Genomic DNA, 15,571 nt, shown 5'->3' on the forward strand with positions numbered 1-15,571 from the left:
GGTACGCTTCAGATATGAGTGCTGTTCCTCGTTCCGAAAAGCCGGTGGGCCGGTTCCGGCGCATGCTCGACCGGCTCTCCTCCTCGCAGGAGGACCTGGAGTCCGAGGAGCTGCGGGAGGATGCCGCGACGGCGGGATGTACGCGGATCGGTGACTGCCACGACCGACAGATCGTCACGGTTACTGGTACCTTGCGCACGGTCACCCTACGGCCGCGCGCGGGCGTCCCGGCCCTGGAGGCAGAGCTCTTCGACGGCTCCGCCGCGCTGGACGTGGTGTGGCTCGGGCGGCGTTCCATCGTCGGGATAGAGCCCGGGCGCAAACTGATCGCATCGGGCCGGATCTCGATGAGCCGGGGCCGCCGGGTGCTGTTCAATCCGAAATACGAACTGAGACCCCTCGGACGGGAGTAGCCGGTGACGTCGCTCGACAAGCCGACCGAAGACACTCAAGCCGACGACGCGCGGGCGGTCACCGAGGCCGCCCTGTTCGAGGCGTTCGGCGGAGTGCGGGGCATGGTCGAGACGGTGCTGCCCGGCCTCCTCTTCGTCACCATCTTCACGATCAACAAGGACCTGCACTGGTCGGCCATCGCCGCCCTCGCCGTGTCCCTGCTGCTCGTGGTCGTCCGGCTGGTCATGCGGGACACCGTCAAGCACGCCTTCAGCGGCGTCTTCGGCGTCGCGTTCGGTGTCGTGTTCGCGATGATGACGGGCAACGCCAAGGACTTCTACCTCCCCGGCATGCTCTACACGCTGGGCCTGGCGCTGGCGTACATCGTCACGACCCTGTGCGGCGTGCCGCTGATCGGCCTGATCCTCGGCCCGGTCTTCAAGGAGAACCTCTCCTGGCGCACCCGCAACCCCGGCCGCAAGAAGGCGTACGCGAAGGCCAGTTGGGCCTGGGGCCTGATCCTGCTGGCCAAGTGCGCCATCCTCTTCCCGCTGTACTGGTGGGCCAACACCGCGCAACTGGGCTGGGTGCTCGTCGCGTTGAAGATCCCGCCGTTCCTGCTGGCGGTCTGGCTGACCTGGGTCTTCCTGGCGAAGGCGCCCGCGCCGATCGATGTGTTCGCGGAGATGGAGGCGGAGGAGAAGGCCGCGGCGGAGGCGGAGAAGGCCGAGGCCGCGGGGGGACGGCACCGTCGCGAGGTCTGAGCTCTGCGTCTCGGTGGGCGTTGCTGGGGGCTGTCGCCCCCAGGCCCCCGCTCTCGGCCCTTCGGGCCTCGTCCTCAAGCGCCGGACGGGCTGAGATTCGCCCAGCCGGGCTTTGAACGCGAAGGGCGCCCCTGGAATCCGATTCCAGGGGCGCCCTCACCGTCGTATCGCGGCGCCGCTAGTCCGTCACGTCCTCCCGGCGGACCGACAGCAGGTCCTCCAGTTGCTCCTCGCGGGCCTGGGCGGCGACGAACAGGAGTTCGTCGCCCGGTTCCAGGGAGTCGTCGCGGGAGGGGGTGAGGACGCGGGTGCCTCGGATGATCGTGACCAGGGAGGTGTCCTCCGGCCACTCGACGTCGCCCACCTGCGTGCCGGCCAGGGCCGACTCCTCCGGGAGGGTCAGTTCGACGAGGTTGGCGTCGCCGTGGCTGAAGCGCAGCAGGCGGACCAGGTCGCCGACGCTCACCGCCTCCTCGACCAGGGCCGACATCAGGCGGGGGGTGGAGACGGCGACGTCCACACCCCAGGACTCGTTGAAGAGCCACTCGTTCTTCGGGTTGTTCACCCGGGCCACGACCCGCGGGACGCCGTACTCCGTCTTCGCCAGCAGGGACACGACCAGGTTGACCTTGTCGTCGCCCGTCGCCGCGATGACGACGTTGCAGCGCTGCAGCGCCGCCTCGTCCAGAGACGTGATCTCGCAGGCGTCGGCCAGCAGCCACTCCGCCTGGGGGACGCGCTCGACCGAGATGGCGGTCGGCGCCTTGTCGACGAGGAGGACCTCGTGACCGTTCTCCAGCAGCTCGCCCGCGATCGAGCGGCCCACCGCGCCGGCACCGGCAATGGCGACCCTCATCAGTGACCGCCCTCCTCTTCGGGACCCTTGGCGAAGGACGCCTCGACCTTGTCGACCTCGTCGGTGCGCATCATGACGTGCACCAGGTCGCCCTCCTGCAGCACCGTCTGCGAGGTGGGCAGGATCGCCTCGCCGAGGCGGGTCAGGAACGCCACGCGGATGCCCGTCTCCTCCTGGAGCTTGCTGACCTTGTGGCCGACCCAGGCGGCGGAGGCGTGCACCTCGGCGAGCTGCACACCGCCGGTGGGGTCGCGCCACAGCGGCTCGGCGCCCGAGGGGAGCAGCCGGCGCAGCATCTGGTCGGCCGTCCAGCGGACGGTGGCCACGGTCGGGATGCCCAGGCGCTGGTAGACCTCCGCGCGGCGGGGGTCGTAGATCCGGGCCGCGACGTTGTCCACGCCGAACATCTCGCGGGCGACGCGCGCCGCGATGATGTTGGAGTTGTCACCGCTGGAGACGGCGGCGAAGGCGCCGGCCTCCTCGATGCCGGCCTCGCGCAGGGTGTCCTGGTCGAAGCCGACGCCGGTGACCCGGCGGCCACCGAAGCCCGGGCCGAGGCGGCGGAAGGCGGTGGGGTCCTGGTCGATCACGGCGACCGTGTGCCCCTGTTGCTCCAATGTCTGGGCCAGAGCGGAACCCACTCTTCCGCAGCCCATGATGACGATGTGCACGACCGTCCTTCCGGTGTCCAAAAAACTACTGCTCGGCATCAGGGTCTCAGACCGACGACCAAGCTACACACGCGCGGTACGACGCCGGGAGCCCCGTGCACGGTTGCCGTCATGTCCGCGACCTCAGCGACGGCCGATGCTGCGGACGCTCGCAAGTGTCAGGAATCCGAGGCCCACGAGGGTCGCAGCGGCACCGATCAGTTCTGCGGGGGCGTGCATGGAACCTCCAGGAAGCGGCGACGGCCGGAAAAGTGGGCGGTGTTTGTCATATAGGCACGCGCATGCGCTGAGCTGCGGAATCCGCAGCCGGAGCCGTCCGCGATTTCACCCGGTGGGCAGATCTGGGGTGGCGGGTGGTTGCGCACCCGTTCGAACGCCTACGATGTTCAGTTGTGTCCAAACTGACCGACGTGCCCAAACGGATCTTGATCGGGCGCGCACTGCGCAGTGACCGGCTGGGGGAAACGCTCCTGCCGAAGCGCATCGCCCTCCCCGTCTTCGCCTCCGACCCGCTGTCCTCCGTGGCCTACGCCCCCGGAGAGGTCCTGCTGGTCCTGTCCATCGCGGGTGTGTCGGCGTACCACTTCAGCCCCTGGATCGCGCTCGCGGTCGTCGTGCTGATGTTCACCGTGGTCGCCTCCTACCGGCAGAACGTGCACGCGTACCCCAGCGGCGGCGGCGACTACGAGGTGGCGACCACCAACCTCGGCGCCAAGGCGGGACTCACCGTCGCCAGCGCCCTGCTCGTCGACTACGTCCTCACCGTGGCCGTCTCGATCGCCTCCGGCATCGAGAACCTCGGCTCGGCGGTGCCGTTCGTGGTCCAGCACAAGGTGCTGTGCGCGGTCGGGGTGATCCTGCTGCTCACCCTGATGAACCTGCGCGGCGTGAAGGAGTCCGGCAAACTCTTCGCGATCCCGACGTACGTGTTCGTCGGCGGCGTCTTCGTGATGATCGCGTGGGGCGCCTTCCGCGGGCTGGTGCTGGGCGACACGATGCACGCGCCGACCGCCCAGTACACGATCAAGGCCGAGCACCAGGGGCTGGCCGGCTTCGCCCTGGTCTTCCTGATGCTGCGCGCCTTCTCCTCCGGCTGTGCCGCGCTCACCGGTGTCGAGGCGATCTCCAACGGCGTCCCGGCCTTCCGCAAGCCGAAGTCGAAGAACGCGGCGACCACGCTCGCCGCGATGGGCCTGCTCGCCGTCACGATGTTCTGCGGCATCATCGTCCTCGCCCTGACCACCAAGGTCCGCATGGCCGAGAACCCGGCCACCGACCTGCTTCACCACGGTGTCGCGGTCGGCGCCGGATATGTCCAGAACCCGGTGATCACCCAGGTCGCCGAGGCCGTCTTCGGCAAGGGCAGCTTCTTCTTCGTGATCCTCGCGGCGGCCACCGCGCTGGTGCTGTTCCTGGCCGCCAACACGGCCTACAACGGCTTCCCGGTGCTCGGCTCGATCCTCGCCCAGGACCGCTACCTGCCCCGTCAGCTGCACACCCGCGGCGACCGCCTCGCCTTCTCCAACGGCATCGTGCTGCTGGCCGGCGCGGCGACCTTCCTGGTCGTGATCTACGGCGCCGACTCCACCCGGCTGATCCAGCTCTACATCGTCGGCGTGTTCGTGTCCTTCACCCTCAGCCAGACCGGCATGGTCCGGCACTGGAACCGCCACCTCGCGGTCGAGAAGGACCCCGCCAAGCGCAGCCACATGATCCGCTCGCGGGCCATCAACACCTTCGGCGCCTTCTTCACCGGCCTGGTCCTGGTCGTCGTCCTCGTCACCAAGTTCACCCACGGCGCCTGGGTGGCGCTGCTGGGCATGTGCATCTTCTACGCGACGATGACGGCCATCCGTAAGCACTACGACGGAGTGGCCGCGGAGCTCGCCGCGCCCGAGGGCCCGAGCGACGACAGCCTGCGCCCCTCGCGCGTCCACTCGGTCGTGCTGATCTCCAAGATCCACCGCCCCGCGCTGCGCGCCCTGGCCTACGCCAAGCTGATGCGCTCCGACACCCTGGAGGCGCTCACCGTCAACGTCGACCCGGCGGAGACGAAGCTGCTCAGGGAGGAGTGGGAGCGGCGCGGCATCGAGGTCCCGCTGAAGGTGCTCGACTCGCCGTACCGCGAGATCACGCGTCCGATCATCGAGTACGTCAAGGGCCTGCGCCGGGAGTCGCCGCGCGACGCGGTCTCGGTGATCATCCCCGAGTACGTGGTCGGCCACTGGTACGAGCACCTGCTGCACAACCAGAGCGCGCTGCGGCTCAAGGGCCGGCTGCTGTTCACGCCGGGCATCATGGTCACCTCGGTGCCCTACCAGCTGCAGTCCTCCGAGGCGGCGAAGAAGCGGGCCCGCAGGCGCCAGGAGTGGAACGCCCCCGGTTCGGTGCGGCGCGGTCCCGCCGAGCAGGGACGGCACAAGGAGCACTCGGGCACCCCGGGCGGCAAGGGCTGACCCCCTCGCCGGTCAGCGGCCGGGCGACACCCACGTAGACTGGTGGGCTGTTGTCCGGCCGTCGTTCTCTCTCATTTCTGGAGTCACCCCACCATGCAGGCACAAGAGAAGAAGTCGCTGGTGGGGGAGGAGTACGAGGTCGAGATCGGCCCCGTCGCCCACGGCGGGCACTGCGTCGCGCGCACCGACGACGGCCAGGTGCTGTTCGTCCGGCACGCGCTGCCCGGCGAGCGGGTCGTCGCCCGGGTGACCGAGGGCGAGGAGGGCGCGCGCTTCCTGCGCGCGGACGCCGTCGAGGTGCTGGAGGCGTCCAAGGACCGCATCGAGGCGCCCTGCCCCTACGCCGGTCCCGGCCGCTGCGGAGGCTGCGACTGGCAGCACGCCAAACCCGGCGCCCAGCGCCGGCTCAAGGGCGAGGTCATCGCCGAACAGCTCCAGCGGCTCGCCGGGCTGACGCCCGAGGAGGTCGGCTGGGACGGCACGGTGATGCCGGCCGAGGGTGACAAGCTGCCCGCCGGCGAGGTCCCGCAGTGGCGCACGCGGGTCCAGTACGCGGTGGACGCCTCCGGGCACGCCGGTCTGCGCCGGCACCGCTCGCACGAGGTCGAGCCGATCGAGCACTGCATGATCGCGGCGCCCGGCGTGAGCGAGCTGGGCATCGAGGACCGCGACTGGTCCGGGATGGCCTCCGTCGAGGCGATCGCGGCCACCGGCTCCCAGGACCGCATGGTGATCCTGGAGCCCCGGCCGGGTGCGCGGCTGCCCCTGGTCGAGCTGGACAGGCCCGTCTCCGTGATGCGCGTCGAGGAGAAGGACGGCGGCATCCACCGCGTCCACGGCCGCGCCTTCGTCCGTGAGCGGGCCGACGGCCGGACCCACCGGGTGGGCAGTGGCGGCTTCTGGCAGGTCCATCCGATGGCCGCCGACACCCTCGTCAAGGCGGTCATGCAGGGCCTGTTGCCGCGCAAGGGCGACATGGCGCTGGACCTGTACTGCGGTGTGGGCCTGTTCGCCGGCGCACTCGCCGACCGCCTCGGCGACAAGGGCGCGGTCCTCGGGATCGAGTCCGGCAAGCGGGCCGTCGAGGACGCCCGGCACAACCTCGCCGACTTCGACCGGGTCCGCATCGAGCAGGGCAAGGTGGAGACCGTACTGCCCCGTACGGGCATCACCGAGGTCGACCTGATCGTCCTGGACCCGCCGAGGGCGGGCGCGGGCCGCGGCACCGTGCGGCACCTGGCCTCCCTGGGCGCCCGCAGGATCGCCTACGTCGCCTGCGACCCGGCGGCGCTGGCCCGGGACCTCGCGTACTTCCGCGACGGGGGCTACCGGGTGCGGACCCTGCGGGCGTTCGACCTGTTCCCGATGACGCACCACGTGGAGTGCGTGGCGATCCTGGAGCCGGTCGCGAAGGGCGCCTAGACCCACCGCCTCTTCGGTTTCGCATGACGCGAGGGTCGCCGCCCCTGTGGCGGCGACCCGGGCGTGGCAGGCTCGTTCAGGAGCGGGTCCAGTGCTGGTTGCTGCCGTTCGAGCAGGAGTAGAGCTGGATCAGCGTGCCGTTGGCGGTGCCGGCTCCGACGGCGTCGAGGCAGAGTCCGGACTGGACGCCGACGATGGAACCGTCGGAGTTGAGGCGCCACTTCTGATTGTCGCCGCCCCAGCAGCTGTAGATCTGCACCTTGGCGCCGTTGCCCGTGCCGGCGGCGTCCAGGCACTTGTTGCCGTAGACCTTGAGCTCACCGGCGTCGGTCGGCGTCCACTGCTGGTTGGTGCCGCTGTGGCAGTCCCAGAGCTGCAGCTGGGTGCCGTCGGTGGTGCTGGAGTTGGGCACGTCCAGGCAACGGCCCGAACCGACCCCCTTGATCTGTCCGCCGCTCGTGGGAGGCGGCGTCGTGGAGCCGCCGCCGTTGAGTGCGTCGAGGACGGCGGAGTAGGCGGCCCTTCTTGCTGCCGTCGCCGTTGAACAGCAGGGGCGTGTCCCCCGAGCGCCAGGAGTCGGTGTCGCGCACACCCCAGACGGTGATGCCCAGGCAGCGCGGGACGGCCAGGCAATCGTTGGTCACGTTGGCGTACGTCGTGGGTGAGGCGCCCTGGATGTCGAGTTCGGTGATCGCCACGTCGACGCCGAGGGCCGCGAAATTCTGCAGGGTGGTGCGGAAGTTGCTGTTGTAGGGACTGCCGCTGTTGAAGTGCGACTGGAACCCGACGCAGTCGATCGGCACGCCGCGCTGCTTGAAGTCCCGGACCATGTTGTACACGCCCTGGGTCTTGGCCCAGGTCCAGTTCTCGATGTTGTAGTCGTTGTAGCAGAGCTTGGCCGCCGGGTCGGCGGCGCGCGCGGTGCGGAAGGCGACCTCGATCCAGTCGTTGCCCGTGCGTTGCAGGTTGGAGTCCCGCCGGCCGCCCGAACCGTCGTCGGAGAAGGCCTCGTTGACGACGTCCCACTGGGCGATCTTGCCCTTGTAGTGGCCCATCACGCCGTTGATGTGGTCGATCATCGCCTGGCGCAGCGAGCTGCCACTGAGGCTCTGCATCCAGCCGGGCTGCTGGGAGTGCCAGGCCAGGGTGTGGCCCCGCACCTGCTTGCCGTTCTGCACCGCCCAGTTGTAGACACGGTCGCCGGCGCTGAAGTTGAACTGGCCCCGCTGCGGTTCGGTGGCGTCGATCTTCATCTCGTTCTCGGCCGTCACCATGTTGAACTCACGGCTTGCGATCGACGTGTACGCCGAGTCGCCCAGCCTGCCCGAGGCGATGGCGGTGCCGAAGTAGCGGCCGCTCTGGGCCGCCGCGGCGCCGAGCGTGCTCTCGGCGGCGTGTGCGTGCGGCGGCGCGGCCAGTGCGGTGACCACACCGAGGACGCCGGCGACCAGTGCCAGGCGCAGGGTGCGGGGCCTGCGGTGGACATCGGATCTTGGAAGGGCGTACGAGCCCATGACTGTTCCTCCGGGGTAGAGATCACGGATGGACCGAAGTGCAGGGGACGCGCGGGGCTGTGACGGACTGCCCAGGTCTTCGCGGCTCGGAATCTCGAACGGGAGCCGGTTCCTCAGACAGGGATGATTGAGGGTTGACGGTGCAGCGTCAACCCTTTCGGCCGGAAGAAGTTTCCGATTGCCTTCCGAAACATTCGAAAACCCGTCCAGCTCGGCCGAAGTGTGTGCACCTTCTGTTTAGTGCTCTGCTTCGGGGTCAAGTGGTATACAAGCCAGCCGTTCGACCGCATGGAGCACGCTGTGCCGCACTCGGGAGGGCGAAACATTTCGGAGCCGACGGCGATACATGCGGGGGGGAGCGGGGCCGGGAAAACGGCGACGTCCGGGCCGCCCCGTGAGGGGCGGCCCGGACGTCGGTGGCTGTGCCGTGTGGCCGTGTGGCCGGGTGGATCAGGCGAGGTCGAAGCGGTCCGCGTTCGACACCTTGACCCACGCCGCGACGAAGTCCTTGACGAACTTCTCCTTCGCGTCGTCGGCCGCGTAGACCTCTGCGAGGGCGCGCAGCTCGGAGTGCGAGCCGAAGACGAGGTCGGCACGGGTGCCGGTCCACTTCACCTCGCCGGTCGCGTCGTCGCGGCCCTCGAAGGTCGTCTGGTCCTCCGAGGTCGACTTCCAGGTCGTGCCCAGGTCGAGCAGGTTGACGAAGAAGTCGTTGGTGAGCTTGCCCGGGGTCTCGGTGAGGACGCCGTGGGCGGTGCCCTGGTAGTTGGCGCCGAGCACGCGCATGCCGCCGACCAGGACGGTCATCTCCGGGGCGCTCAGGCCCAGCAGGTTCGCCTTGTCCAGCAGCAGGAACTCGGCCGGCAGGCGGTTGGCCTTGCCCTGGTAGTTGCGGAAGCCGTCGGCCGGCGGCTCGAGCGCGGCGAAGGACTCCGCGTCGGTGTGCTCGTCCTGGGCATCCACGCGGCCCGGCGTGAAGGGCACCTCGATGTCGAAGCCGGCGTCCTTGGCTGCCTTCTCCACGGCGGCGGCACCGCCGAGGACGATCAGGTCGGCCAGGGAGACCTTCTTGGCGCCGGTGTTGAACCCGGCCTGGATGCCCTCCAGGACGCGCAGCACCTGAGCCAGCTTGTCGGGCTCGTTGACCTCCCAGCCGGCCTGCGGCTGCAGACGGATGCGGGCGCCGTTGGCACCGCCGCGCTTGTCGCTGTTGCGGTAGGTGGAGGCGGACGCCCAGGCGGTGGTCACCAGTTGGGAGACGGTCAGGCCCGAGTCGAGCAGCTTGGCCTTGAGCGAGGCGATGTCGGCGGCGTCGATGAGCTCGCCCTCGGCCTCCGGCAGCGGGTCCTGCCAGACCAGGGTCTCCTCCGGGACCTCCGGGCCGAGGTACAGCGCCTTCGGGCCCATGTCACGGTGGGTCAGCTTGTACCAGGCGCGGGCGAAGGCCTTCGCGAACTCGTCCGGGTTCTCGTAGAAGCGGCGCGAGATCTGCTCGTAGATCGGGTCGAAGCGCAGCGACAGGTCGGTCGTGAGCATCGTCGGGAGGTGCTTCTTCGTCGCGTCGTGCGCGTCGGGGACGATCGCCTCGGCGTCCTTGGCGACCCACTGCTTCGCGCCGGCCGGGCTCTCGGTGAGCTCGTACTCGTACTCGAAGAGGTTCTTGAAGAAGCCGTTGCTCCACTGGGTCGGCGTGGCGGTCCAGGTGACCTCCAGGCCGGAGGTGATCGCGTCGCCGGCCTTGCCGGTGCCGTAGGTGCTCTTCCAGCCCAGGCCCTGCTGCTCGATCGGGGCGGCCTCGGGCTCGGGGCCGACGTTGTCCGCCGGGCCGGCGCCGTGGGTCTTGCCGAAGGTGTGGCCACCGGCGATGAGGGCGACGGTCTCCTCGTCGTTCATCGCCATGCGGCGGAACGTCTCGCGGATGTCGCGGGCCGCGGCGATCGGGTCCGGGTTGCCGTTCGGGCCCTCGGGGTTGACGTAGATGAGGCCCATCTGGACCGCGCCGAGGGGGCTCTCCAGGTCACGGTCGCCCGTGTAGCGCTGGTCGTCGAGCCAGACCTTCTCGGGGCCCCAGTAGACGTCCTCCTCCGACTCCCAGACGTCCTCACGGCCACCGCCGAAGCCGAACGTCTCGAAGCCCATGGTCTCCAGGGCGACGTTGCCGGCGAGGATCATCAGGTCGGCCCAGGACAGGCTCTTACCGTACTTCTTCTTCACCGGCCACAGCAGACGGCGGGCCTTGTCCAGGTTGCCGTTGTCGGGCCAGCTGTTGAGCGGGGCGAAGCGCTGCTGGCCGGCGCCGGCGCCGCCGCGGCCGTCGCTGATGCGGTAGGTGCCCGCGCTGTGCCAGGCCATACGGATCATCAGGGGGCCGTAGTTGCCGAAGTCGGCCGGCCACCAGTCCTTGGAGTCCGTCAGCACCTCGGCGATGTCGCGTTTGACCGCCGGGAGGTCCAGGCTCTGAAACGCCGCGGCGTAGTCGAAGTCCTCACCGAGCGGATTGGCCACGGCGGGGTTCTTGGCAAGGATCTTCAGGTTGAGCCGCTCCGGCCACCACTGCTGGTTGCCCCCGCCCTGGGTCGGGTGCAGGGCGCGGTCGTGCGCCACCGGGCACTTGGCCTCTGCGGCGTTGTTCTCAGACATGGGAATCCTTCCGGGGTTGGTGCTCAGGCCGTGCGTGCGGAGGAACAGTCGGGGCACAGGCCCCAGTAGATGACCTCGGCCTCGTCGAGCGCGAAGCCGCGGTCGTCGGACGGGGTGAGACAAGGTGCGTGGCCGACCGCGCAGTCGACGTCGAAGACGGCGCCGCAGGTCCGGCAGACGAGGTGGTGGTGGTTGTCACCGACCCTTCCCTCGAACCGGGCCGGGCTGCCGGGCGGCTCGATGCGCCGTACGAGGCCCGCGCCGGTCAGTGCGTGGAGTGCCTCGTACACCGCTTGAAGGGATATGTGGCCGACCCTCTCGCGCACGCCCGAGGCGACCGTCTCGGCGTCGAGGTGGTCACCCTCGCGGACGGTCTCGAGCAGTGCGACGCGGGCGGCTGTCACCCGCAGGCCGGCACCGCGGAGCTCCTCGGCGGTGGTCGGAGGCTGGGGTGAAGTCATGGGGACCAACCTACAGGCTTAAACACGAACGATTCAAGAAAACGAACCGTACAAGTTTGGTGGCGTGCCGGTTTCCCCCGGTGGCTGCCCGCGGGATCCCCGCAGTTCAGGGGGTTCAAGCCACGGTTCACGCCTGCGGGTGAATCCGGGATGACGGCTCCGCGGCCGCCCCGGACGAAGACCTGTCACCGCGAGCCCGACTGCGGGACGGCGCCCGCCTCTTCGTGTGCGGGGGCGGCGGCGTGCGTCAAGCCGCTCGCGGCCGAGAAGAGGTACGTCCGGGGCGTCCACTGACTACGCTGGGTGCATGCGTGACCTGGCGGAGACAGCACGGCGGTGGGCGGCCGAGGGCCGGGCGGCGGTGCTCGCGCGGCCCCTCACCGAGCGCGGGTTCGGCGCGCGACGACCGGCCGACGCGATGCTGATCGACTCGGACGGGCAGTGCACCGGGCGGCTGTACCGGGGCGCCTTCGACGAGCAGCTCGTCGCCGAGGCCTGCGCGGTGCCGCCCGGCCACACGGCCCGCGTGTGCGAGGTGACCGTGCACCAGGAGGGCGTCGCGCAGGCCGGTCTGACCTGCGGGGGACAGGCCGAGATCCTGCTCCAGCCGCTCGGCGCCGTCCCGCCCCGCTGGTGGCAGCTGCTCGCGGCCGGGGCCGACGCGGCGCTGGTGACCTGGCTGGACGAGGACCGCACGCACGCGGTCAGTGCCGTCGTGACCCCGGACGAGGCGGTGGACGGGCCGGACGTGCCGCCGCAGGCGGCCGTGCAGGCGCGTTCCCTGCTCGCGCGTCACCGCGCCGGACGCGAGGTGCACGCGGCCGACGCCGGGCTCGTCCTCGTCGAGACCTGCCCGGCCGTCCCGCACCTCGTCGTCGTGGGCGGCGGCGAGCTCGCCGAACTCCTCGTCGCCCAGGCCGGCCTGCTCGGCTGGCAGGCCACCGTGACGCGCGTCGGGCGGGACGCCGAGGAACTGCTCGCCGAGCATCCCGCGGCCGCCTGCCTGATCATGCTCAGTCATGAGCCCGACGTGGACGTGCCCACCCTGCGCACCGCCCTGACCACCGGCGTCCCGTACGTAGGCGCCCTGGGGTCGCGCCACACCCAGGCCCGTCGCGCCGACGACCTGCTCCGCACCGGCCTCACCGAGGCCGACCTGGCCCGCGTGCACGGGCCCATCGGCCTGGACATCGGCGCCCGCACCCCGCCGGAGACGGCACTGGCGATCTGCGCCGAGGTCCTGGCGGCGCTCGGGAGCTGACGAGGGACACGAGGGGCGCGGGGGAAGGGGGCTGCCGCCTGCGGGGGCCGCCGCCCGCCACCGGCCGGAACGGCTCCGCGGGATGAACGCGCCGGTGTTCCCGGCCGTATCCCTACGACGGACAGCAGACCGACCCTCCGGAACTTCCCTTGCCCCTCAGGCCGTTCGACCCCGCCGACCGCCGCCGTGGTCCCCGCGCGGGGCACCCGCCTGCCGATTCCCGGCCCGCGGCCGTGGGTTCGGGGAGGCGCCCGGTGGGCCCGGCGGGCCGCGTGACAGGATCGGGCGCCATGACGGCGTCTGCTCCGGTCCGCGGGCTGCGCGCGGCGGTGTTCGCCGCGCTGTGCGTGCTGCTCGCCGCCGGAGGGCACGCGCTGGCGACCGGGACGACACCGCCCGTGTGGGTGCAGGCCACCGGATTCGTGCCGGTCTTCGCCACCGGGTGCCTGCTGGCCGGCAGTGAGCGATCCCTGGGCGCCATCGGGGCGGCGACGCTCGTCGCCCAGGGCGGACTGCACCTCGCCTTCGACGCCGTGGCACCGCACCCGGCGATGGTCATGCACGGCATGAGCATGTCCCACGCGCACGCCGTGACGCCGCAGGTGACACCGCACGCCGGCGCCGCGCACGTCGTCGCCGCGCTGGTGCTCACCTGGTGGCTCCGGCGGGGCGAGGCCGCGGTGTGGTCGCTGCTGCGCCGGGCCACCGCGCTGGTGCCGGGCCTGCGGGCCTGGTGGCGGGTGCGCGGCGGGGCCGGTCTCGTGCCGGACGCGCGGGATGCCGTACGCCCGTACCCGTGTGACTCCCGGCCGCCGCGGCGGACGCTGCTGCGGCACGCGGTGCAGCGGCGCGGGCCGCCACCGGGGGCTCCGTACCCGATCTGACCTCAACACACCTTTTCCGTACGGAGATTCACTCACCCATGTCCTCAGTACGCGCCACCCTGCGCCGCGCCGGAGTCGTCACCGCGCTGGCCGCCACCGGGCTGCTCGCCGCGGCGGGCATCGCCTCCGCGCACGTCACGGTCCACCCCGAGAGCTATGCCAAGGGGGCCACGGACGGCGTCCTGACCTTCCGCGTCCCCAACGAGGAGGACGGCGCCGGCACCATCAAGGTGCAGGTCTTCCTGCCCACCGACCACCCGCTGCTCGGCGTGCTCGTCTCACCGCAGGACGGCTGGACGGCCAAGGTCACGAACACCAAGCTCAAGAAGCCGGTCAAGACCGACGACGGCACCATCACCGACGCGGTCTCCGAGATCACCTGGACCGGCGGCAGGATCGACCCCGGTCACTACGCGGACTTCAACGTGGCCTTCGGTCAACTGCCCGATGACGCCGACCAGTTGGTCTTCAAGACGCTGCAGACCTACTCCGACGGCAAGACCGCCCGCTGGATCGAGCAGCCCGCGCAGGGGGCCGAGGAGCCGGAGAGCCCGGCGCCGGTGCTGAAGCTGACCGCCAAGGGCGCCGGCACGGGTGCCGACACCGGCGCCAGTGGCACGACTCCGCTGCCGGAGAGCTCGAAGAGCGCCGCGAGCACCGGGTCCACGGCGTCCGCCAGTGACTCCACCGCGCGCGGGCTCGGCGTCGGCGGCCTCGTCGTCGGCGTCCTGGGGCTGGCGGCGGCGGGCTTCGCGCTCGCCCGCGGCCGTAAGGGCGGGGCCCGTCCGGAATAGCGACCGCGGCGCCTCTTCCTCGTGGCCGGGGTCCTGGCTGTGAGGTGAGCGCGGTGCCTGTGGGTTTCCGTACCTTCCGCCGACGGCCGGATTCCCGGTGTGAGGATGAGGCGCCATGACAGCAGGGTGGTCTTCACGGACGGTGCGGGCCGCGGTGTTCGCGGCCGTCTGCGTGCTGCTCGCCGCCCTGGCGCACGAGGTGATGTCCGGCGGCCGGGTGCCCGGGTGGGCCCTGGCCGCCGGCGCGGCCGCGACCGGCGCCGCCGGCTGGTGCCTGGCGGGCAGGGAGCGCGGCCCCGCGCTGATCGTGCCCGTCGTGGTCGGCGCCCAGGCGGTCCTGCACGCGGCTTTCTCGTACGCGCGATCGGCGGCGGAGAGCGGCGGCGGCTCGCCGGACTCCATGCCCGGGACGGACCTGGGCGGCGGGAACTCCGTCGCCTCCATGGACGAGATGGACATGAGCGGCCACGGCACCATGGGCGGGATGCACATGGGCCACGTTGCGGGCGGTTCCCCGTCCCTCGGCATGCTCGGCGCGCACCTGCTCGCCGCCCTGCTGTGCGGTCTGTGGCTGGCGCACGGCGAACGGGCCGCCTTCCGCATCCTGCGCGCCGTCGGCGCCCGGCTGGCGGCACCGCTGCGCCTGCTGCTCGCCCCGCCGCCGAGCCCGCACCACCCCCGTCCGCGCTTCGGCCGCCCGCGCTCGGACCGGGCGCCGCGCCTGCTTCCGCTCGTCCACACGATCACCTCTCGGGGTCCGCCGGTGGGCACCGCTGTCGCCTGACGACAGCCGGAACCTCCCACCCACCTCACCCGCTCACCCGAGAAGGACATCGGATGATCACCCCTGCCCTGACCGCGGCATGCCCGAAAACGGACGGCACACCCGGCGAGTCGGCCGCGCGCGACGAGGCGGCGACCGCCTGGGCGCTGGCCGCGCGGGCCGGCGACCGGGACGCCGTGGAGCACTTCGTCCGCGCGCTGCACCGCGACGTCCTGCGTTACGTCGCCCACCTGTGCGCCGACCCGCAGGCCGTCGACGACCTGGCCCAGGAGACCTTCCTGCGCGCCCTCGGCAGCCTCCACCGCTTCGAGGGCCGCTGCTCGGCCCGCGCCTGGCTGCTGTCCATCGCCCGCCGCGCGGTCGTCGACGGCTACCGCCGCGCCTCGGCCAGGCCCCGCCTGGCGGACCGCCCGGACTGGCAGCTGGCGGCCGAGCACGCGCAGCCCCGGGGTCTTCCGGGCTTCGACGACGGCATCGCCCTGCTGGACCTGCTCGCCGCGCTGCCCGCCGAGCGCCGGCAGGCCTTCGTCCTGACCCAGCTGCTGGGGCTGCCGTACGCGGAGGCGGCGGCGCTGAGCGGCTGCCCGGAAGGGACGGTCCGCTCCCGGGTGGCGAGGGCACGGGCCACCCTCGCGGGGGAGCTGGAGTTCGCCTAGCCGCCGCCCCGGTCA

13 protein-coding genes and 1 pseudogene are annotated in these 15,571 nt (G+C 71.3%); 9 read left to right on the forward strand and 5 right to left on the reverse strand.

The annotated features are described in order from the left end of the window. The first annotated feature begins 14 nt into the window (after nucleotides 1-14). Together LN251_RS23465 and LN251_RS23470 are read left to right on the forward strand one after the other, a co-directional pair. On the forward strand, nucleotides 15-413 hold the full coding sequence (locus tag LN251_RS23465; protein ID WP_356188189.1) for an OB-fold nucleic acid binding domain-containing protein: 399 nt from the start codon (nucleotides 15-17) through the stop codon (nucleotides 411-413). Between the two features lie 3 nt (nucleotides 414-416). Beyond that, the gene (locus LN251_RS23470; protein WP_200699746.1) at nucleotides 417-1,157 is read left to right on the forward strand and encodes a DUF3159 domain-containing protein; all 741 of its coding nucleotides are present in this window, start codon (nucleotides 417-419) and stop codon (nucleotides 1,155-1,157) included. Nucleotides 1,158-1,335: 178 nt separating this feature from the next. Here LN251_RS23470 and LN251_RS23475 read toward each other — a convergent pair whose 3' ends face one another. After that, nucleotides 1,336-2,013, reverse strand: a complete 678-nt coding sequence (locus LN251_RS23475; RefSeq protein ID WP_058922491.1) for a potassium channel family protein — start codon at nucleotides 2,011-2,013, stop codon at nucleotides 1,336-1,338. Beyond that, nucleotides 2,013-2,684, reverse strand: a complete 672-nt coding sequence (locus LN251_RS23480) for a potassium channel family protein (RefSeq protein ID WP_058922490.1) — start codon at nucleotides 2,682-2,684, stop codon at nucleotides 2,013-2,015. The genes LN251_RS23475 and LN251_RS23480 overlap by 1 nt, the downstream gene beginning before the upstream one ends. A 392-nt stretch (nucleotides 2,685-3,076) precedes the next feature. Here LN251_RS23480 and LN251_RS23485 point away from each other — a divergent pair, with 392 nt between their 5' ends. Beyond that, on the forward strand, nucleotides 3,077-5,140 hold the full coding sequence (locus tag LN251_RS23485; protein ID WP_458246101.1) for an APC family permease: 2,064 nt from the start codon (nucleotides 3,077-3,079) through the stop codon (nucleotides 5,138-5,140). Nucleotides 5,141-5,233: 93 nt separating this feature from the next. Next, the gene (locus tag LN251_RS23490; RefSeq protein ID WP_458246102.1) at nucleotides 5,234-6,562 is read left to right on the forward strand and encodes a class I SAM-dependent RNA methyltransferase; all 1,329 of its coding nucleotides are present in this window, start codon (nucleotides 5,234-5,236) and stop codon (nucleotides 6,560-6,562) included. A 76-nt stretch (nucleotides 6,563-6,638) separates the two neighbouring features. On the opposite strand, the pseudogene LN251_RS23495 reads toward LN251_RS23490, so the two are convergent. The 3 genes and pseudogenes from LN251_RS23495 to LN251_RS23505 all read right to left on the reverse strand — a co-directional run bounded on the left by LN251_RS23495 (nucleotide 6,639) and on the right by LN251_RS23505 (nucleotide 11,177). Further along, nucleotides 6,639-8,076, reverse strand: a pseudogene (locus LN251_RS23495) (endo-1,4-beta-xylanase). Between the two features lie 450 nt (nucleotides 8,077-8,526). Then, nucleotides 8,527-10,716, reverse strand: a complete 2,190-nt coding sequence (gene katG / locus LN251_RS23500; RefSeq protein ID WP_458246103.1) for a catalase/peroxidase HPI — start codon at nucleotides 10,714-10,716, stop codon at nucleotides 8,527-8,529. Nucleotides 10,717-10,739: 23 nt separating this feature from the next. Continuing rightward, nucleotides 10,740-11,177, reverse strand: a complete 438-nt coding sequence (locus LN251_RS23505; RefSeq protein ID WP_458246104.1) for a Fur family transcriptional regulator — start codon at nucleotides 11,175-11,177, stop codon at nucleotides 10,740-10,742. Between the two features lie 307 nt (nucleotides 11,178-11,484). Between LN251_RS23505 and LN251_RS23510 the strand changes: the two genes are divergently transcribed. From LN251_RS23510 to LN251_RS23530, 5 genes are all read left to right on the forward strand, one after another. Next, nucleotides 11,485-12,438, forward strand: coding sequence for an XdhC family protein (locus LN251_RS23510; RefSeq protein WP_458246105.1), 954 nt, complete (start codon nucleotides 11,485-11,487; stop codon nucleotides 12,436-12,438). Between the two features lie 290 nt (nucleotides 12,439-12,728). Next, the gene (locus tag LN251_RS23515) at nucleotides 12,729-13,322 is read left to right on the forward strand and encodes a hypothetical protein (RefSeq protein ID WP_458246106.1); all 594 of its coding nucleotides are present in this window, start codon (nucleotides 12,729-12,731) and stop codon (nucleotides 13,320-13,322) included. 38 nt (nucleotides 13,323-13,360) lie between these two features. Beyond that, complete coding sequence (locus LN251_RS23520; protein ID WP_458246107.1) at nucleotides 13,361-14,116, forward strand: YcnI family protein; 756 nt, start codon at nucleotides 13,361-13,363, stop codon at nucleotides 14,114-14,116. 115 nt (nucleotides 14,117-14,231) lie between these two features. Continuing rightward, entirely contained in the window at nucleotides 14,232-14,900 is a 669-nt protein-coding gene (locus tag LN251_RS23525) for a hypothetical protein (RefSeq protein WP_458246108.1), read from the forward strand. A gap of 53 nt (nucleotides 14,901-14,953) precedes the next feature. Continuing rightward, a complete protein-coding gene (locus LN251_RS23530; protein WP_458246109.1) occupies nucleotides 14,954-15,556 on the forward strand; it encodes a sigma-70 family RNA polymerase sigma factor in 603 nt (200 codons plus the stop codon). The last annotated feature ends 15 nt before the right edge of the window (nucleotides 15,557-15,571 follow it).

The sequence above is a fragment of the Streptomyces sp. MAI_2237 genome (assembly GCF_054189285.1).

Excerpts from the sequence above, each read along its gene's own strand:
- LN251_RS23465 (WP_356188189.1), top strand. The coding sequence starts at position 15 with ATGAGTGCTGTTCCTCGTTCCGAAAAGCCGGTGGGCCGGTTCCGGCGC.
- LN251_RS23515 (WP_458246106.1), top strand. The coding sequence starts at position 12,729 with ATGACGGCGTCTGCTCCGGTCCGCGGGCTGCGCGCGGCGGTGTTCGCC.
- LN251_RS23510 (WP_458246105.1), top strand. The coding sequence starts at position 11,485 with ATGCGTGACCTGGCGGAGACAGCACGGCGGTGGGCGGCCGAGGGCCGG.
- LN251_RS23525 (WP_458246108.1), top strand. The coding sequence starts at position 14,232 with ATGACAGCAGGGTGGTCTTCACGGACGGTGCGGGCCGCGGTGTTCGCG.
- LN251_RS23505 (WP_458246104.1), bottom strand. The coding sequence starts at position 11,177 with ATGACTTCACCCCAGCCTCCGACCACCGCCGAGGAGCTCCGCGGTGCC.
- katG (WP_458246103.1), bottom strand. The coding sequence starts at position 10,716 with ATGTCTGAGAACAACGCCGCAGAGGCCAAGTGCCCGGTGGCGCACGAC.
- LN251_RS23520 (WP_458246107.1), top strand. The coding sequence starts at position 13,361 with ATGTCCTCAGTACGCGCCACCCTGCGCCGCGCCGGAGTCGTCACCGCG.
- LN251_RS23530 (WP_458246109.1), top strand. The coding sequence starts at position 14,954 with ATGATCACCCCTGCCCTGACCGCGGCATGCCCGAAAACGGACGGCACA.
- LN251_RS23475 (WP_058922491.1), bottom strand. The coding sequence starts at position 2,013 with ATGAGGGTCGCCATTGCCGGTGCCGGCGCGGTGGGCCGCTCGATCGCG.
- LN251_RS23490 (WP_458246102.1), top strand. The coding sequence starts at position 5,234 with ATGCAGGCACAAGAGAAGAAGTCGCTGGTGGGGGAGGAGTACGAGGTC.